At 55.7% G+C, this 19570-nt stretch carries 14 protein-coding genes and 4 pseudogenes; 6 read left to right on the top strand and 12 right to left on the bottom strand.

Translation table 11 applies throughout. The features are described from left to right. Window positions 1-10: 10 nt before the first annotated feature. The 4 genes and pseudogenes from Atro_RS01265 to phaC all read left to right on the top strand — a co-directional run. Window positions 11-310: pseudogene (locus Atro_RS01265) on the top strand (integrase core domain-containing protein); the annotation flags it as partial. Window positions 311-517: 207 nt separating this feature from the next. After that, window positions 518-1261, top strand: a complete 744-nt coding sequence (gene phbB / locus Atro_RS01260; RefSeq protein ID WP_497926095.1) for an acetoacetyl-CoA reductase — start codon at window positions 518-520, stop codon at window positions 1259-1261. A gap of 63 nt (window positions 1262-1324) precedes the next feature. After that, window positions 1325-2503, top strand: a complete 1179-nt coding sequence (locus Atro_RS01255) for an acetyl-CoA C-acetyltransferase (RefSeq protein ID WP_497926094.1) — start codon at window positions 1325-1327, stop codon at window positions 2501-2503. A 244-nt stretch (window positions 2504-2747) separates the two neighbouring features. Beyond that, window positions 2748-4451 carry a class I poly(R)-hydroxyalkanoic acid synthase gene (gene phaC / locus Atro_RS01250; protein WP_497926093.1) on the top strand — a complete coding sequence of 568 codons (1704 nt, stop codon included), beginning with the start codon at window positions 2748-2750 and terminating at the stop codon, window positions 4449-4451. A gap of 63 nt (window positions 4452-4514) precedes the next feature. Here the strand turns inward: phaC and Atro_RS01245 are convergent, their stop codons facing one another. Then, window positions 4515-5537, bottom strand: coding sequence for an IS630 family transposase (locus Atro_RS01245; protein ID WP_497926092.1), 1023 nt, complete (start codon window positions 5535-5537; stop codon window positions 4515-4517). Window positions 5538-5639: 102 nt separating this feature from the next. Here Atro_RS01245 and Atro_RS01240 point away from each other — a divergent pair. After that, window positions 5640-6442, top strand: a pseudogene (locus Atro_RS01240) (IS5 family transposase). Window positions 6443-6452: 10 nt separating this feature from the next. Continuing rightward, window positions 6453-6756 (top strand): annotated as a pseudogene (locus tag Atro_RS01235) (integrase core domain-containing protein); the annotation flags it as partial. Between the two features lie 309 nt (window positions 6757-7065). Here Atro_RS01235 and Atro_RS01230 read toward each other — a convergent pair. The 11 genes and pseudogenes from Atro_RS01230 to Atro_RS01180 all read right to left on the bottom strand — a co-directional run bounded on the left by Atro_RS01230 (window position 7066) and on the right by Atro_RS01180 (window position 19569). Beyond that, on the bottom strand, window positions 7066-8940 hold the full coding sequence (locus tag Atro_RS01230) for a SurA N-terminal domain-containing protein (RefSeq protein ID WP_497926091.1): 1875 nt from the start codon (window positions 8938-8940) through the stop codon (window positions 7066-7068). Between the two features lie 226 nt (window positions 8941-9166). After that, complete coding sequence (gene hupB, locus Atro_RS01225) at window positions 9167-9439, bottom strand: nucleoid-associated protein HU-beta (RefSeq protein ID WP_012700946.1); 273 nt, start codon at window positions 9437-9439, stop codon at window positions 9167-9169. A 136-nt stretch (window positions 9440-9575) separates the two neighbouring features. Then, window positions 9576-11969 carry an endopeptidase La gene (gene lon, locus Atro_RS01220; RefSeq protein ID WP_497926090.1) on the bottom strand — a complete coding sequence of 798 codons (2394 nt, stop codon included), beginning with the start codon at window positions 11967-11969 and terminating at the stop codon, window positions 9576-9578. A 129-nt stretch (window positions 11970-12098) separates the two neighbouring features. After that, on the bottom strand, window positions 12099-13379 hold the full coding sequence (gene clpX, locus Atro_RS01215) for an ATP-dependent Clp protease ATP-binding subunit ClpX (protein WP_497926089.1): 1281 nt from the start codon (window positions 13377-13379) through the stop codon (window positions 12099-12101). Window positions 13380-13485: 106 nt separating this feature from the next. Beyond that, window positions 13486-14120 (bottom strand): annotated as a pseudogene (gene clpP / locus Atro_RS01210) (ATP-dependent Clp endopeptidase proteolytic subunit ClpP). An 88-nt stretch (window positions 14121-14208) separates the two neighbouring features. Continuing rightward, entirely contained in the window at window positions 14209-15519 is a 1311-nt protein-coding gene (gene tig, locus Atro_RS01205; protein ID WP_497926088.1) for a trigger factor, read from the bottom strand. Between the two features lie 442 nt (window positions 15520-15961). Continuing rightward, window positions 15962-16402, bottom strand: a complete 441-nt coding sequence (locus Atro_RS01200; RefSeq protein WP_497926087.1) for a 3TM-type holin — start codon at window positions 16400-16402, stop codon at window positions 15962-15964. Beyond that, on the bottom strand, window positions 16399-16887 hold the full coding sequence (locus tag Atro_RS01195; RefSeq protein WP_497926086.1) for a hypothetical protein: 489 nt from the start codon (window positions 16885-16887) through the stop codon (window positions 16399-16401). Before Atro_RS01195 ends, Atro_RS01200 begins: the two co-directional genes overlap by 4 nt. A 45-nt stretch (window positions 16888-16932) precedes the next feature. Beyond that, window positions 16933-19083, bottom strand: coding sequence for a hypothetical protein (locus tag Atro_RS01190; protein WP_497926085.1), 2151 nt, complete (start codon window positions 19081-19083; stop codon window positions 16933-16935). Continuing rightward, entirely contained in the window at window positions 19070-19294 is a 225-nt protein-coding gene (locus tag Atro_RS01185; RefSeq protein ID WP_497927733.1) for a hypothetical protein, read from the bottom strand. Before Atro_RS01185 ends, Atro_RS01190 begins: the two co-directional genes overlap by 14 nt. A gap of 38 nt (window positions 19295-19332) precedes the next feature. Then, on the bottom strand, window positions 19333-19569 hold the full coding sequence (locus Atro_RS01180) for a hypothetical protein (RefSeq protein WP_497926084.1): 237 nt from the start codon (window positions 19567-19569) through the stop codon (window positions 19333-19335). Window position 19570: the final 1 nt, after the last annotated feature.

Raw genomic sequence — 19570 nt, 5'->3', positions numbered from 1 at the left:
ATTGGAATCCGCCCAATACGGGTCGATCCGCTATACCGAACGCTTGGCCGAAACCGGGGTCGAGCCCTCGGTAGGCAGCGTGGGCGACTCCCATGACAATGCCTTGGCCGAGACCATCAATGGCCTGTACAAGGCCTGAGTGATTTACTGGCGGTCGTGAAAAAGCTGCGAGGCAATGGAACTGGCCACGCTGGCTTGGGTGAGCTAGGTCAACCACCGCCGACTGCTGAAGCCCATCGGCGACATTCCACCCGCCGAGACTGAGACCCTTTGCTATCGACAACTTACCGGGCCAGCTCAAGCGGCATGACTCACGCCAGAAGCCTCCAGAAGTCCCCGGGGCGGTTCAGTGTCACCAATAACCAGTACGATGTCACCGCTGGGCACTACCCTAAAACCTCGAACGCTCCGAGAATCAATCCCCGCAAGCCACAACACCAAGGACCTTAGCGGCTTACACGCTGTTTCTTGCAGCCATAAGTTGCTAGGGCCGCCGACAAAAAAGGAAGGGAAATCTATGAGCAATCAACGAATTGCATTTGTAACAGGTGGCATGGGTGGAATTGGGACTGCAATCAGCCAACGCCTTTACAAGGAAAATTTCAAAGTAATTGTCGGATGTACCCCGCAATCTAAACGCAAAGATGGCTGGCTTGCCGCTCAGCGCGATAGCGGTTTCAGCTTCGAAGCCTGTGAACATGACGTAACCGATTGGGAAAGCACTCAACGTGCTTTCGCTGAATTGCGCGAACGCATCGGCACGATCGACGTGTTGATAAACAATGCTGGTATCACTCGCGACGCTAGCTTCCGCAAGCTCACTCCAGAAAATTGGAATGCAGTGATCAGCACCAACCTCAACGGCATGTTCAACACCACCAAGCAGGTCATTGAGGACATGCTTGGCAAAGGCTGGGGTCGCATCATCAATATCTCGTCCATCAATGGCCAACGTGGTCAGTTCGGTCAGACTAACTACTCTGCAGCTAAAGCCGGCATCCATGGTTTCACCATGGCTCTCGCCCGCGAAGTGGCCAATAAAGGCGTGACGGTCAACACGATCTCTCCTGGCTATATCCTCACCGAAATGACTGGCGCCATGCGCCCAGAAGTTCTTGAGCAGATTGCCGCCAGCATTCCAGTCGGCCGTCTCGGACATCCCCAGGAGATTGCCAGCATGGTCGCCTGGCTGGCTTCCGAGGAGGCTGCCTATGCTACCGGTGCCGACTTCTCAATCAACGGCGGCCTGAACATGCAATGACACTAGTCGGAAAGCTGCTAGGCTTTCCGGCTAGGCCTCCCATTCAGATGAGGTAATTTCTTCATGAAAGAGGTTGTAATCGTCGCCGCAACCCGAACTGCGGTAGGCAGCTTTCAAGGGGCTCTGGCCAGTATTCCCGCAGCAGAGCTGGGCGCTGCTGTGATCCGGAACCTGCTTGAACAGACCAAACTGGATGCAGCACAGATCGATGAGGTAATTCTGGGCCAAGTGCTCACTGCTGGCGTAGGACAGAACCCAGCCCGTCAGGCTGTGATCAAGGCAGGCTTGCCTCATACCGTTCCTGCCATGACCCTGAATAAAGTTTGCGGCTCTGGACTCAAAGCCTTGCACTTGGCCACTCAAGCTATCCGCTGCGGTGACGCTGACGTGATTATCGCTGGCGGCCAGGAAAACATGAGCCTTTCACCCTATGTTCTTCCAGGGGCACGCACTGGACTGCGTATGGGCCACGCCAATCTGCTCGACAGCATGATTCAGGATGGTCTGTGGGATGCCTTCAACAATTACCATATGGGTATCACCGCAGAAAATCTTGTCGAGAAATTCGCTATCTCTCGAGAAGAGCAAGATGCCTTCGCCGCCGCATCCCAGCAAAAGGCAGTGGCAGCCATCGAAGCCGGCCATTTCCGGAGCCAAATCACGCCTATCGTGATTCCCCAGCGCAAGGGAGATCCGATCGTTTTCGACACTGACGAACAGCCGCGAGCAGAAACTACGCTCGAAGCTCTGAGTAAACTCAAACCAGCCTTCAAGAAAGACGGCACTGTTACGGCAGGCAATTCTTCTAGTATCAACGATGGTGCTGCCGCGGTGCTGCTAATGAGTGCCGAGAAGGCTCAGTCTCTTGGTTTGCCGATCCTAGGTAAAATCAAGGCTTATGCCAATGCAGGTGTCGATCCAGCCATTATGGGTATTGGGCCGGTCTCAGCAACTCGCCGCTGCTTGGAAAAGGCTGGTTGGAATCTGAATGAGCTGGATTTGATCGAGGCCAATGAGGCCTTCGCAGCTCAATCTTTGAGTGTTGGCAAGGAATTAGGGTGGGATGCCAGCAAGGTTAATGTAAATGGCGGCGCAATTGCCATCGGTCATCCTATCGGGGCCTCGGGCTGCCGCATTTTGGTCACTCTAGTGCATGAGATGATTAGACGTGACCTTAAGAAAGGCGTGGCAACTCTTTGTATCGGTGGCGGGCAAGGTGTAGCCCTCGCAGTGGAGCGTTAAACTCCGAAAGTCTGAAAGCTACTCGGGCAGTGATAGACACGAGTGATTTCTCACGAAGTCACTCGTGTTCGTGCGCTACCAATCGGCATTCTGAATTGATGAATCCTTCTGAAAGATAAATGACTATAGCAATGAGCGACTTGGTTGAGAAAATCCATGTCCCATTCAAAGTGCCAGCCCTCCATTGGCAAGGAACTAGCCCCTGGCCAGTTCATAAGTTTGCACGCATTCCAGGATAAATGTCATGGATCAAGCCACCTCCTTTGCAAGTTTCTGGTCAGCTCAAACACCCTTCGTGGCTAAATTTGCTTTACAGCAACTCCGCCTCTGGGTGAATACCTCCCCTTGGTTTGCTGATACAGACAATACGAACTGGTTTGAAATTCCGGCAGAACGCCTGCGCCAAATGCAGGCCGACTATCAACGCGAATGGTATCAATTGGGTCTTCAGCTCCTATCGAGAAAACCATTCAGCTTTACGGACAAGCGCTTTGCCAGTGACAACTGGAGCTCCCCTCTTTTTGGCTCACTAGCCTCATATTATCTGCTCAACTCTCGCTATATGATAGAGCTTCTCGAGGAGCTCAAGATAGATGACGAGAAGCCTCGTCAGCGCCTTAATTACCTAGTAGAACAGGCCATTGCCGCCAGCGCACCAAGTAACTTTTTTGCCTGTAATCCGGATGCCCAGGAAGCCTTGATAAAAAGCAATGGCGTCAGCCTTTTGAACGGCATGCTGCATTTAGCAAGCGACTTGAAAGAGGGTAAGCTGCGCCAATGTGATAGCGGTGAGTTCCAAGTTGGTCGTGACGTTGCAACGACACCAGGCGATGTTATCTTCGAGAATGATTTATTTCAGCTCATACAATACAGACCGCTCACTGAAAAGCAATACCAGCGCCCACTGCTTATTGTACCTCCTTCAATTAATAAATATTACATTCTTGACCTACGCCCAGAGAATTCCTTGGTTCGCTATGCCATCGAACAAGGTCATCAAGTATTCTTGATTTCATGGCGCAATTTTGATGCAAGCTGCGCTGATAAAACCTGGGATGACTTCATTCAAGACGCGGTAATAAAAGCAATCAAGGTCACTCAGGCCATCAGCGGTGGGCAGCAACTCAACTGCGTTGGCTTCTGTATTGGCGGAACTTTATTGAGTACCGCCCTTGCAGTGCTTGAAGCCCAAGGAGAAAAAGATTGCATCAGCAGCTTGAGCCTGCTAGCCACTTTCCTTGATTATTCCGACACGGGAGTCATCGATGTTTTTATTGATGAACATCTCGTCACTCAGCGGGAGCGTACCATTGGCGGAAAAGGTGGTCCAGTCGGCCTATTCCGGGGGCAAGACATGGGTAATACCTTCTCTCTACTACGCCCAAACGAGCTATGGTGGAATTACACCGTCGACAAGTACCTAAAGGGACAGAAACCAAGAACTTTGGATATGCTGTTCTGGAACAATGACAGTACGAATCTTCCCGGACCAATGTACTGCTGGTATCTACGCCATACCTATCTGCAGAATGATCTTAAGTCCGGCAAACTAGAGTGTTGCGGGGTTAAAATGGAGTTGAGCAATATAAAGGCCCCTACCTACCTGCTTGGCACTCAAGACGATCACATCGTTCCTTGGCGCAGTGCCTACAGTACCGGCAACCTGCTTTCGGGAGAAGTTCGTTTCGTTCTCGGCGCCTCCGGCCATATTGCCGGAGTCATCAACCCACCAGCACAAAACAAACGCCATTATTGGACCAGCGAAAATACCCCAACTGATCCGGATGTATGGATGAAATCTGCCGAGAAGAAACCCGGCAGCTGGTGGAATGATTGGTTTGCCTGGCTTATTCAACATGCCGGAGAACAGCGCTCTGCTATCAAAAAAAGTGGCAATAATGAATTTCAAATCTTAGAAGCAGCTCCAGGGCGTTATGTAAAAGGATAAATATCTATATTTGAAACGATAGATTTATTATGTTAATATGTAGACGTATCCTAGTGTGGTGAATCACAAGTTCGCTTCATTATTATTTCTTTGCAAGGCTCGAGCAGCCCTGCCGACAGAGGCCAGGATTTCACCTGCTCCCTTACTCCAGCGGAAAGGCCTTGGATTCTGGTTGTAGGTCGCCAGGTAATACTCGATGGACTGCTCGAGATCCTTCACGCTGGTATGGGCCTGGCACTTTATCCACTTCTGGGTGAGCATCGAGAAAAAGCGCTCCACCCGATTCAGCCATGACGCAGACGTCGGGGTGAAATGCACGTGATAACGCGGGTGCGCGACAAGCCAGGCACGCACCTTGTCGGTCTTGTGCACGGCATAGTTATCCATGATCAGGTGGATGGCCTTGTCGCTCTCGACCGATTCCTCGATGGCCCTGAGAAACTCCAGGAATTCTGCGCTGCGGTGACGGCGCTTGAGACGTCCGATCACCTCGCCGGTGGCCACATCCAGGGCGGCAAACAAGGACGTCGTGCCATGGCGCTGATAATCATGGGTACGGGTCGCCGGATACCCAGGCTCCAGCGGCAGCCCCGGCTGTGTTCGATTGAGCGCCTGGATCTGGCTTTTCTCATCGACACACAGTACCAGCGCTTTATCCGGCGGCTTCAGGTAGAGCCCGAAGGCTCGCCAGATACGCTGTACGCTCGCCGGTGAAATATGGGTGGCCTTGCTCATCCGGCGCGAGCTCCAATGACTGGCATCGTCGGGCCGGGTCTGCCGCACCCGGTCGACCACTTCCTGGACCTTTTCATCACTGATGCTGCGTGGGCGGCCTGAGCGCGGCTCGTCATTGAGGCCTTGCAGGCCCAAACGGGCGAAGCGAAGGCGCCACCTCGAAACGGTTTGCGCCGTAATGCCAAGCCGTCGAGCAATGGAAGAGCCGGACTCGCCTCGAGCGCAGGACAGAATGATCTCGGCGCGCAGCTGCATATCGGCAGGCCCCTTGTGCCTGGCTCGGCGGCGGGTGAGTTCGGCATGCTCTTGTTCGGTCAGTTCGATCCGAACGGCTGGGCGGCCTGTTTTCATCGCATGTCTTCCGAAAGAACTCTGTCAGCTCCGCGGTAGACAAGACTTAGAGCGGCTAACAAAACCATCCTTAGCTCCGGCCCGGAGTGAGACAATCCGGGCATGAAGCATCGAATTCAAATCAGCGAAGAGCTCTGGTCGCGCATCCAGCCACTGCTGCCTGCAGTGAAACGATCTCCCAAGGGCGGGCGGCCACGGTTAGATGATCGGCGCGCTCTCAACGGCATCGTGTTCGTACTGAGCACGGGCATTCCCTGGGAAGACCTGCCCCAGGAGATGGGCTGTGGCAGTGGCATGACCTGCTGGCGCAGGTTGCGGGACTGGCAGGAGGCTGGCGTCTGGCAGCAGTTGCATCAATGGCTGCTGAACGAGCTGCGACAGGCGGACAAGCTCGACCTGAGCCGAGCCAGTATTGATGGTGCCTGCGTCGCCAGCCCCCGGGGGGTTCGGAAACAGGCCCTAACCCGACAGATCGAGGCAAACTCGGCAGCAAACGCCACCTGATCCCTGACAGGAGCGGTACTCCGCTGGCGCTGTGTGTCACCGGAGCCAACCGCCATGACTCCATCGTGTTCGAGTCACTGGTCGATGCCCTGCCTGCCATCCGGGGCAAGCGCGGCCGGCCGCTACGCTGGCCGACCAAGCTGCATGCTGATAAGGCTTACGACTGCCGACGCTGTCGCGAGCACCTGCGCCAACGGGGCATCCAGTCCCGCATTGCACGCAAAGGTATCGAGAGCAAGGAACGGCTCGGTCGGCACCGCTGGGTCGTCGAGCGGACCCACGCCTGGCTGGCGGCCATGGGCAAGCTACGAACGCGCTTCGAACGGCGGCTGGATATTCATCTGGCCTTGTTATGTCTGGGGTGTTGCGTAATTTGCATCAGACAATTAGCGAGGTTTTGATAGCGGCTCTTATTCTCCGCAAACCAACGGCATGGTCGAGCGCTTCAACGGACGGATTGCCAGCGAGGTCCTCGGAATCACAGTCGCCAGCCATGCGGATCTCGAAACTCTGCTCATAGCCTTCAATCACGCCTACAACCGGCGAAGGCAGCGGGTTCTGGATGGGCTGCCCCATCGGAAAAGTCCAACAGCGGCTTAGCGCAATGCCCGAGCTCGCCAGTTCCACATCGCCCCTTTCGAGCGACAGTCAGCTCATGAATAAAGTCGATGACATACTGTTCTATGCCAATGACGTCTCACAACCAGACAGCTAAGGCGCCATACTGACGGCTCAAAAGCCGTCCATTTTCCCTGAGTGGTCAAAATTACTTCGGCGCCAAGGGAATACTTTTACGTCAGCGCTGACAGCCAGATCATCACAACGGCTCACTACAAAGAGCAGCACGTGATCAAGTGCCTATTCGGAATAGCTGAAGTAATACTGGCGAGTCACCACACATTATAAGAAGAAGGCCAGTCATTCCAAGGGAATGCTGGCCTTTTTGGCTGCCCTCTATAGCCATGCCGATATATCAACAATATCTAGCCATGACTGAATTATTCCAATTGCCTGCTGAATAATCTCAGAAGCGTTCAATGTTAGCTACCGACTGTAGCTGGCGGCGATAAGATGCAAATTCCTGCTGACCGCTACGCGAAGCTAGAAAGCGCCGATATATATCTTTTTTCTCTTCTGGCAAAGCGTCCTCTGGCTCGCTGACGCCTGTTAGACGAATCAATACATAGTTACCATTGGGCAGGCTCACCCCAGCAAAGGTCGGCTTATCTGTGGCGGTAGGCTTGGGCATACGAAACACCGTCTGCAGAATAGCCGGCGCCACTCCCTCTTGATTACGAGCAGCAGCCTCTACGACTTGCCATCCCTCACCCTGTTGGGCTTGCTCGACTGGAGTGTGCCCTTGGCGAAGTTCGCTGAGTAGAGTCTCTCCCTTGACTTTTGCATCCTCAGCTGCACTCTGCTTTATTAATTGCTCGCGGATATTGGCGGCTACTTGCTCCAATGGAATTTGCTCAGGCTTTCTGTGGTCTTTCACACGCAGAACAATAACCGTGTCGGGATCCAGTTCAATAATGCCGCTATTGCTGCCTTGTTCAAGCACTTCAGAACTAAATGCAGCCTGAATGACTTGTCGATTCGCAGCCATCCCCTCCCCCCCTTCGCGACCAAAAGGCGAGCTGGTTCTTACCTGAAGGCCTAGTTCCTGAGCGGGCTGGGCAAGATCGGATGCTTCGAAAGCCGCACTTTCGAGTCTACGGGATGCCTCGACAAAAGCTTGCTCGACCTGATTGGACTTGAAGTCATGTACCAGCTTCTCTTTCAGGCTGTCGAAGCTAGGAATCTCAGGCCCCTTCACGTCTAGCAGTTTCACCAGATGCCAGCCAAACTCGCTACGAACTGGAGAGCTCACCTCCCCTTTTTTCAAGGCATAGAGTGCTTGCTCAAATTCCGGATCGTAAACACCAGGCCCTGCATAGCCTAGGTCACCGCCCTTATCTGCTGAGCCTGGATCTTGGGAGAAATCTTTGGCCAAAGCAGCAAAGTCCTCGCCCTTATCGATACGAGCCTTGAGGTCCTGCAGTTTAGCCTTTGCCTCCTCATCGCTTACTTTGTCATTCACTTCAATAAGAATATGAGCAGCTTGACGCTGTTCGGCGAGGCTGGAAATTTCTCGCTGATAAAGCTCCTGCAGGTCAGCCTCTTTTACTTCTACCTGATCGAAGAAGGCGCTCCGCTTCAGCTCAATATATTCCACTACAACCTGTTCAGGAGTCATATAACGATCGGCATGCTCTTTGTAGTAGGTTTTTACTGCCTCTTCATTGACCGTTGCATTTGTCCAATCTGGGGATAATGTCATAGTAGCGAAATCACGTGTCTGCTGTTCCAGACGAGCGAATGCTTCAACCTCACGATCCGTCACAAAGCCACTACCCGCTAAGCCAGCACGCAACTGACCGATCAACATCTCTTGCTCTAGCATCTGCCGAAACTGAGAGCGGTTATATCCCATCTGCGCAATAACTTGATCGAATCTATCAGCATTAAATTTGCTATCTACCTGAAACTCCGGTGTCTGCAAAATCAACTGATTCAAGGCATCTTGAGAAAAGGCAAAACCTGCCGCATTTGTGCCTTGGAGCAATAGCCTACGCTCTATCAAGCCACTGAGTGCTGCATTACGCAGCAACCCTTCGCTCAACTGCGAAGTATCAAAATCCTTACCGAGTTGCTGAAGCAATTGGCGACGCTGCATCTCCATCGCTCGGTTCAGTTCAGTTAGGCTGATTTCCTCGCCATTAACTTCGGCTGCATTTTGGCTATTGCTAGTGCTGCTAAGAATGGCATCAAAGCCCGTTAAGGCCAGCAGCATAATGATGACACCGATAATGGTTTTGGCAATCCACCCCTGTGAATTGTCCCTGATGTTCTGCAGCATACATCCCTCCAGAAACGGCCATGAGATAGCCATTTGAGACTGGTAGAGTCCGAATAGAAAAAAGGCGCATCTCGTTAGATGCGCCTTTCGCAACTGGAGGAGAAGATGGGAGATCGAATTAATGATCTTCGACACGGTAGGCCAATAGCCTACTAACCATACCCATCCACTCCACAACCAGACCAAGTAGCCTCTTGGCCTGGACGAGCTTTAAGCTCGCAGACGCTTAATTGACTGCGTCTTTCAAAGCCTTACCAGCCTTAAAGCCAGGGATCTTAGCAGCTTCAATATTAATCGGCTTGCCTGTTTGCGGGTTACGGCCAGTGCGAGCAGCACGCTCTTTTACAGCAAAAGTACCAAAACCAACCAGCACCACAGAATCACCAGCCTTCAGGGCGCCAGTGACAGATTCAATCACTGCATCCAGCGCTCGGCCAGCAACAGCTTTCGGGATGTCAGCAGATGCAGCGATTGCATCAATCAATTCCGACTTGTTCACTCTAAGTCCCCTTATTTCTATTTGGGTTATTTCTTGATCTTGGTGCAGGCAAAGCGGGTGCTGGATGGTTTGCCGACACGAAAAGAGTCGCTTTATATCAAGCGCTCGAAAAAGATGTCAAGGAAAGCCCCCATGCCTAATGCGTACTGATTCTCTCCTTGGGATCAGTCTCGCGCTTCTCATCCTTTGCAACCATCTCAGGAGCTGTGTCAGGCAGCGGCTCTGGAGCATATTGCAGCGCAATCTGCAAGACCTCGTCAATCCATTTGACTGGCTTTATCTGCAGATCCTGTTTGATATTTTCAGGAATATCTTTTAAATCGCGGACATTCTCTTCGGGAATGATAACAATCTTGATCCCTCCCCGATGAGCCGCCAAAAGTTTTTCCTTTAAGCCGCCAATAGCCAACACTTGACCACGCAACGTTATTTCGCCAGTCATCGCCACATCGGCTCTCACGGGAATTTGTGTTAGCGCAGAAACCAAGGCAGTGCACATTCCCACACCTGCACTAGGACCGTCCTTGGGGGTCGCGCCCTCAGGCATATGGATATGAATGTCCCGCTTCTCATGAAAATCTTGAGGAATACCAAGACTTTTCGCTCGACTACGCACCACAGTCAAGGCCGCGGTAATGGACTCCACCATGACATCGCCAAGCGAACCAGTTTTGATTAATTGTCCTTTGCCAGGCACAACCGCAGCCTCAATGGTCAATAATTCACCACCGACCTGAGTCCAAGCCAGACCAGTGACCTGACCAATCTGGTCCTGCTGCTCCGCCAAGCCATAGCGGTATTTGCGAACACCTAGGAAATGCTCTAACGAGTCGGCTGTAACTATGATTTTGAAACGCTTTTCCTTAGCATTTTCCTTGACTACTTTGCGACAAACTTTAGCAATCTGTCGCTCAAGGCTGCGAACTCCCGCCTCGCGGGTGTAATAACGGATCATGTCACGGATAGCCGACTCCTCGAACTCCAACTCTCCCTTTTTAAGGCCGTTGGCTTGAATCTGCTTAGGCGACAAATACTTAACTACGATATTAACCTTTTCTTCCTCGGTATAACCAGGAAGGCGAATCACCTCCATACGATCCAACAAAGGAGCCGGAATATTCATGGAGTTGGCAGTACAAACGAACATCACATCCGACAGGTCATAATCAACCTCTAGGTAATGATCGTTGAAATTATGGTTTTGCTCCGGATCAAGCACCTCAAGCAGCGCAGAAGCTGGATCGCCCCGCATATCGCTACCCATCTTGTCAATTTCATCGAGCAAGAACAAAGGATTGCGAACCCCAACCTTGGTCATCTTTTGAATTAGCCGTCCCGGCATCGAACCGATGTAAGTGCGACGATGCCCTCGGATTTCGGCTTCGTCACGCACACCACCAAGCGCCATACGTACAAACTTGCGATTGGTGGCCCGCGCTATGGACTCAGCCAGAGAGGTCTTGCCCACTCCCGGCGGCCCAACCAAGCAGAGTACAGGTCCCTTGAGCTTCTTCACCCGCTTTTGCACGGCAAGATATTCGAGGATACGTTCCTTGACCTCCTCCAAGCCGTAGTGATCCGTATCGAGAATAGCTTCAGCCTTGGGCAGATCCAGCCGAACTTTACTCTCGGCCTTCCAAGGCACATTGACCAACCAATCAATATAAGAGCGCACCACCGTAGCCTCAGCAGACATGGGAGACATCTGCTTGAGCTTGTTCAGTTCAGCATGAGCCTTGGCCAAGGCCTCTTTCGTCAATCCGGCAGCTTCAATACGCTGCTTTAGATCGTCTACTTCACTGTGCCCTTCATCGATATCACCGAGCTCCTTCTGAATGGCCTTCATTTGCTCATTCAGATAGTACTCACGCTGACTGCGCTCCATCTGCTTCTTCACACGACCACGGATCCGCTTTTCAACCTGCAATAGATCAATCTCGGCATCCAGGAGCGCCAAAACATGTTCGACGCGCGCCGACAGATCGGCAATCTCCAAAATCTCCTGCTTTTGCTCCAGCTTGAGTGCCATATGCGCGGCCATAGTGTCGACCAGGCGTCCCGGCTCATCGATGCTGTTCAACGATGACATAACTTCAGCTGGAACTTTCTTGCCCAGCTGGACATATTGCTCGAACTGGCTGAGCAGACTACGAGTGAAGACCTCGCCTTCCCGCTCAGCGACCGGCACCTCCTCAATCAGAGACAGCTCTGCCCGACTATGCCCATCAGCGTCAATGAAACGCTCAATGATCCCACGCTGCTCACCCTCGACAAGGACCTTAACCGTACCATCGGGGAGCTTCAGCAATTGCAGGACTGTCGCAACAGTGCCAACCCGATAGAGAGAGTCTTCGCCCGGATCATCATCTGCCGGATTCTTTTGGGCCAGCAGGAGGATTTGTTTATCCCCACTCATTGCAGACTCAAGGGCTTCGATAGATTTTTCACGCCCCACGAACAGCGGGATTACCATGTGCGGATATACGACGACATCACGCAGCGGCAGAAGAGGTAATTCGATCATATTCATGATTTAGGCTCTACGTGGGCTCAGGGTCAGAGAGTGACGGGTGCACCCTGATTTCTAAGATGAGGGCAGCCTTGAGAAAAAACAAGCACTACAGCGGAAATGCAAAGGGCCCGCAGGCCCCTTTCTGAATCAAGCATCGGGTGCAGCCTTGGCAGGCGGCTCCACATTTTCATAGATCAGCAGAGGCTTGGAAGCCCCAACAATGACGCTCTCATCGATAACCACCTTGCTGACACCCAGTTGCGAAGGAATCTCGTACATAGTGTCCAGTAGGATACCTTCGAGAATGGAACGCAATCCACGAGCCCCCGTCTTTCGCTCAAGAGCCCGCAAAGCCACAGCTCGCAGTGCATCAGGGCGAAACTCAAGCTCTACCCCTTCCATCTCGAACAACTTGCCATACTGCTTGGTCAATGCATTCCTCGGCTCTGTGAGGATTTGCACCAAGGCTGCTTCGTCCAATTCATCAAGCGTAGCAATGACTGGCAGACGTCCTACAAACTCTGGAATCAACCCGAACTTGACCAGATCGTCCGGCTCCACATCCCGAAGAGCCTCGCCAATCTTCTTGCCGGCATCAGGACTGCGGACCTCGGCATTAAAGCCAATTCCGCCTTTTGTCGATCTATTCTGGATCACCTTCTCCAAGCCGGAAAAGGCACCACCACAAATAAAGAGGATATTGCGCGTATCGACCTGCAGAAACTCTTGCTGCGGATGTTTACGCCCGCCTTGCGGTGGAACGGAGGCCACAGTTCCCTCGATTAGCTTGAGCAGGGCCTGCTGCACCCCTTCCCCAGAGACGTCTCGAGTGATTGATGGATTGTCAGACTTGCGCGAAATTTTGTCGATTTCATCGATATAGACGATCCCCATTTGGGCTTTTTCGACATCATAATCGCACTTTTGCAGCAGTTTCTGAATGATGTTCTCGACATCCTCGCCAACGTAACCCGCTTCAGTCAGGGTGGTCGCATCAGCAATTGTAAAAGGAACATTCAACAAACGCGCCAAAGTCTCGGCCAGCAGAGTTTTACCAGACCCAGTTGGGCCAATCAGCAAGATGTTGCTCTTACCTAGCTCGACATCATCCTTTTTGTCACGCTGATTCAGACGCTTGTAATGATTGTATACCGCCACCGCCAAGACCTTCTTGGCACGCTCTTGGCCAATGACATATTGGTCAAGAATGGTACTGATTTCCTTGGGGGCGGGTAGCTTGTGCGCACTACTTTCGGCCTGAGCTTCTTGCACTTCCTCTCGGATAATGTCATTGCACAGGTCGACGCACTCGTCACAGATAAAGACCGAGGGTCCTGCAATCAGCTTACGCACCTCATGCTGGCTCTTGCCGCAGAAGGAGCAATAAAGCAGTTTGCCATTGTCCTCGCCATTACGGGTGTCAGTCATTCGATCAATCCAATCCGGTAGGCTTGCAACACAAGATGAAGGCAAATGCGGGCATTTTCAAGCCCGAGGGCAGCTCCAATTTCAAGCCGCCCCCTATGAAAGGAACTTACCCCACCAGTTGACGGTGCACGAGGACCTGATCAATGAGCCGATACTTGACTGCCTCCTCGCCACTCATGAAATTGTCACGATCCGTGTCCCGAGCAATCACATCGATAGGCTGCCCGGTATGGTGCGCCAAGATCTTATTCAAACGTTCCCGAATGGTAAGAATCTCCCGGGCATGAATTTCGATGTCCGAGGCCTGCCCCTGGAATCCCCCCAGCGGTTGATGGATCATCATGCGCGAATGCGGCAGGCAGTACCGCTTACCAGCGGCCCCACCGGCCAGCAACAATGCCCCATGCTACAGGCTTGACCAATACAGATGGTGGAAACGTCGGGCTTGATGAACTGCATGGTGTCATAAATTGACATACCCGCTGTCACAGAGCCGCCAGGCGAGTTGATGTAGAGGTGGATATCTTTGTCGGGGTTCTCCGCCTCAAGGAACAACAACTGAGCAACAATCAAGTTCGCCATGTAATCTTCCACTTGGCCAACCATGAATATCACTCGCTCTTTCAAGAGGCGCGAATAGATATCGTACGCACGCTCACCGCGAGCGGACTGCTCGATCACCATCGGCACCAAGCCGCCAGCGGCCTGGATTTCAGGCATTTGCATAAGATGATTGGTCATGTCCTGATCGCTCCCTAATGGTCAGGTCTTAAGATACAAATAAGCCAGCACGAAGGCTGGCTTATGGAGTACTCACACGAGGGAAGAATCAGGCAGCTTGCGGAACTTCCGCCGGCTTGACAGCTTCTTCGTAAGAGACCGATTTATCGGTTACATTGGCCTTCTGAAGGACAGTATCTACAACTTGCTCCTCCAGCACAACCGAGCGAACCTCACTGAGTTGCTGCTCATTGCCATAGTACCAAGCAACAACCTGCTCCGGCTCTTGATAAGCGGAAGCGATCTCTTCGATCAGAGCGCGCACCTTGGCCTCATCCGGCTTGATTTCAAACTGCTTGACCAGCTCAGCAACAATCAACCCCAACGCGACACGACGCTTGGCCTGATCCTGAAACAGATCCGCCGGTAGCTGCTCCGGCTTAATATTGCCACCGAACTGCTGCACCGCCTGAACACGCAGGCGATTTACTTCGTTTTCAATCAATGCCTTGGGCACTTCAATGGGATTGGCTGCCAGCAGACCATCCATCACCTGAGTTTTGACCTTGGACTTGATCGCCTGGCGCAACTCACGCTCCATGTTCTTGCCAACCTCCGCACGGAAGCCTTCTAGATTGGGCTCGGCAATGCCGAACAAGGCAAAAAATTCCGCGTTCAGCTCAGGCAATTCCGCTTCAGACACCGTATTGACGGTTACTGCGAATTCAGCAGCCTTGCCCGCCAGATCCAGATTCTGATAGTCCTCGGGGAAGGTGAGAGACAAAATGCGCTCTTCACCGGCTTTCGCGCCAACCAGCCCCGCCTCGAAGCCTTCTATCATTCGCCCGGAGCCCAGCACTAGCGACGTTCCCTTAGCGGAACCACCAGCAAAGGCTTCACCGTCGATCTTGCCGACAAAATCGATATTCAGCTGATCGCCACTCTTTGCCTCACGCTCGACCTGCTGGTAGCGAGTATTCTGCTTACGCAGAATTTCCAGCATGTTATCGACATCAGATTCGGCCACTTCCGCCTGCAAACGCTCGACGGCGATCCCCTCCAGACCGACAACCTCGAACTCGGGATAAATCTCGAAAGTGGCGATATACTCCAAATCCTTGCCTTTTTCGAAAACCTTCGGCTCAACCGAAGGAGCACCGGCCGGCTTCAGCTTCTGCTCGAGCACCGCCTCATAGAAGCTGGCCTGAATCAGATCCCCCAAAGCCTCCTGACGAGCCGACTCCTCATAACGCTGGCGAATCACGTTCATCGGCACCTTGCCGGGACGGAAGCCGGGGATCTTGGCACGACGTGCCGTCTGCTGCAGACGCTTGTTGACTTCGGTCTCGATGCGGTCGGCCGGCACGCCGATCGTCAGGCGACGCTCAAGAACGGAGGTGCTTTCAACAGAAACTTGCATGGATATTCCTCGTTGCACAGACGTTAGCCGGCCATTGATGGCCCCAAATCAAGGGCATGCATTCTAGTGGGTCGGATTACAGAAGTCACCCTACAGAGCGCAGGCGACATACGAGAGAGAGCAGAGAGATAAGAAATGGTGCGGATGAAGAGACTCGAACTCTTACGCCTTGCGGCGCTGGAACCTAAACCCTAAGCATGGCGCTCTGTATCAATTAAATCAACAGCTTACGCCGCCCGCAACCGCTACGCTGTGAAAAAAATTAAACTCCATGTCACGCAGTCGGAAACTGTGTGTCACGTTGCTGCTACGCCACACACAGCATGGCACTGCAGGTAGCATCGGCTCGCCTACATATCAAAGCATCAGGCACGGTGGCGGCCGGGTGCTGGAATACTGGGCCGCCGCCTCCCTCCTCGTCCGTCTTGGGCACATCACTTCCCTACTTTGACAAAGCATTCACCCTCTTCCACCGATCCGCCGTCCGAAGCATGCCAAGGCCTAGCATCGCGAACGTCAGCTCCAGCAGAGAATCATCAAGGGACGGCAAGTCCGGAACCCCATGCACACCGCAGACGGTCAAAAGCCACGGAAGCAGAGGACGAACCAGGAACTGGTACCAGAGCCCAACAGCACAGGCCAGCAAGCATAGCGGCCGTCCAAGTGCCTGGAAGCCCGACTGGCTCGCCGCCTCGACCTCGTTGATACGGGCTTGGGCCAAATTGACCTGCAGGGCCGCGTCCAGCTCCTTGAACGCGCCCTCCTGCTGAAGCCTGAGCAGTTCAAATTGAGCCTTGGCCTTCTGCTCTGGATCTGGAATCACGTGATCAAGCAGGCCGGAGAGGGTCGGCAGCAACGCCGTTGCGGTGGCGAGCAGCGTCATGCCGTCACCTCCCCCGCCAGCGCATCCATGGCCCGCGCATAGCAACCGTCCCAGCGGTTCCTGTGTGGTTTGCCGGGCCGCCACGTTCTGACATACAGGTCCCAGCTTTTGGCCACCTCTCCCACCGCCGGCAGCGGCGCAGGATCGCTCCACAGCAGCAGACGGGCGAAGGCCGCGGCGAGGATGTCGTCGTGCTCGAGCGTGGCATACACGGCGGCAGCCGACGGCTTGACGCTGCGGGCCTCGCAGGCCGTCAGGGCATGCGGCCTGCTCAGCGGGTGCAGCAGCACGCCACGCACCCCGCCGCCCTGCTCGAACTGCCACAAACCTCGGGCCGGGCCGTTGTGCTGCCGGCGATGGACCAGGCAGGACTCCTGCAGGCCGATGGCCAGCAGCATGGCCTCGGCCTGGGGGCTGCTCATGCGCGCAGGCAGCAGCGCAAGCGCCGGGGCGATAGCCGCGGCGCGGATCTCGGATAGCGTCATGGTGGATCTCCAGAAACGAAAAGCCCGCACGCGGCGGGCTGGGTATCAGATCGCGTGGGAGAAGGTGTGCCGCCATCGCTGGTGGCTATCCAGCCCGTCGCGCACGCTCCACAGCTCGGCGATCACGTCGCCGACATAGGTTGTGCTCAGGGTCACCGTCGTGCCGACGATGCCGGTCTGGCTGACCAGCACCGCGCTGGTATCGGCGCGCAACAGTCGGGCGCTGTAGGTGGTGCCGCTTTCCGGGCCGATGCTGCCCTGGGTGGTGTCGATCAGCTGGTCGGCCTGCAGCAAGCGGTCGCGGTGCGCCCAGGTCAGCACCACGTCGCCGGTGACGCTGGCCGGGTAGGCCGCGCCGTCGATGCGGAACAGCCCCGGCGGATAGGGCCGGTCCTGCCGCTGGGAGGTGGTCAGGCTGTCGGTCGACGCCAGCGCCGGGTCGAGCTGGCCCTCGCTGGTCTGGGTCAGCAGGCGGGCCTGTACGGTGACGCTCGGCGCGTACTCGGTCGGGTCGGCGGCCACGTCGTCGTCCAGGAACCACAGGCGAGTGCCGGCGGCATGGCTGGCCGGCACGCTATCGACGCAGCCGCGGGCCAGGGTGCCGCTCAGGGTCGCCGGATCGAAGGCGTCCACCCGCACGATCTCGTCGCCGAGCAGCGCGGCGCCGCCCACCTCGACGAAGTCCAGGTCGGCCCCGCCGGTCAGGGTGAAGGCGGTATCGGTCGGCCCCAGGGCGCTCACCAGCAGTCCGCTCGGGCAGAAGCTGCCGCCGTCGTCCTGCTCCGTCCACGCGGCCGAGCCGACCCGGGTTTCCATCGAATAGCCGAGCGACAAGCTGGTTGGCTTGACCGCCAGGGCGCTCAGGTAGCAGGCCGTGGCGTCGAGCAGCTGCAGGTTGGCCGGATCGGTGGTGCGGGCCAGGTCGCGCCAGGTTCGCTCGGCCAGGCGGCGCACGGCGATGGCGGTCGGCGTGCGGTCCGGCGGCTCCCAACCGGAGGGCTGCACGCTGGCCATGCTGCTGGACGGCAGGCCGAACACGTCCTGCACGGCGGTGATGGTGATCGTGGCGCTGTCCAGGGTGCCGTCCTCGATGCGCCCGGCGCGCACCACCAGGTCCTCGATGCCACGCTTGAGGCTCCTGATGCGGAACGGCTGGCCGGGCTCTATCGTGTACCCCTTGCGATCCAGGCGCACCTTGAAGCGCTTGAGGCTGCCGGCGCGCTGCCGTAGCTCGCGCACTGCCACCCGGCCGGCCAGCTCGGCGGTCGGCAGACCCGGAAAATCCATGCTGGTGGAGAGCACCTGCCCGTCCGACTGCACGGCCGCCAGGTTGCGTTCGCGCCACTGGCGGTCCTCATCCTTGAGCGGGTCGCGCCATTTGACGATCACTTCGTTGGCGGCACCGGCGCTGGCGGCGTTGTCGTCCTCGTCGATGCCGAGCAGGCCGGAGTCCTCGTCGAACAGCGGCAGCGCAGCGGCGTCGTAATCGTCGCGCACCAGGGTCAGGTGGAAGGTGCCGTCGAAGCGCGACAGATACAGGTTGCCGCCGATGTGATCGAGCACCGTCTGGGCGAACTCCTTCACCGAGTCCTGCCGGGTCCAGCGCAGGCACAGGCCGAAGCCCTCGGCATACAGCTGGTCGGCCGCGGCGCGGAAGGAGGCGTCGTCGAGTCGCGAGCGGTCCATGCCGCCGCCCCATTCGCGGTTGGTCAGGCACTCATAGAGGATGTGCGCCGGGTTCATGGCGTGGATGGCGCCGCTTGCCAGCTCGACCTTGGCCTTCTCCGGATACCAGGCCCCGCCGTCCCAGCCGGCGGTACTGCGCCTGACGCGCACCTTCCAGGTCTTCAGGTAGGGATTCATCGCCGAGACCAGGCCGTCGTAGAACAGCGTGACCATGCCGCGAAAGCCCGGCACGTCGCCGCCCAGCATGCCGGCCAGCAGCGCCGGCGTGGTCTGGGTCGGCTCGCCCATCAGCACGTCGAGCGTGCCCTTGATACCGCCCTCCTTCTTGTCGCCGCCGAACAGCCTGGGCTTGTCGATCGTGATCCGCCCGCTGGCGGTGACGCTGCCGCTCCAGGCGGTCTTGCCGCCAACCTGGATCTCCACCAGCTCGTCGACCGGGCCGCGGCCCAGGCCCATGTGCAGGCCGAGGTAGTACTTGTAGCCGATGACGACGCTCTTACCCATTCCCATGGGTCACCTCCTGCCGGGCATGCTCGACTAGGTGCAGGGCCAGGGCGTCGCCGGTGGCCAGCAGCGCGCTGGCCGGGATACCGCCGTCGCGGACGATGGCCGTCCAGTCCAGCCCGTACTGTGCGCACAGCGCCCGGGCGCCGCGGTGGCAGTAGCCGGGACGGCTGCCCCAGGCCGGTACGCTGTGCAGATGGTCCAGGGTCACGAACAGGTCGTCGGACCCGGTAGCAGGGAGTACTTCGTCGCTCATCACTTGCCGCTCTTGCTCTTGATCTTGGAAGTCCGGAAGCGCCCGAAGCTGAGCACCTGCCAGTCGCCGGTCCAGCAGTCGCCGAAGAACACCGCCTGCGGCGTGCCTTCGTCCGGTACCGGCATGTCGAAGTCGCTCAGGCCGGCCGGCTTGGGCTTCTGCGCCTTGGGGCGCATCAGGGAGCTGATCGCCATGGAGGCCACCATGACGACCAGCTGGATCGTGGTCGGGTCCATT

It is taken from the genome of Azotobacter tropicalis, from assembly GCF_059739045.1.
This window is presented reverse-complemented; position numbering and strand designations above follow the sequence as displayed.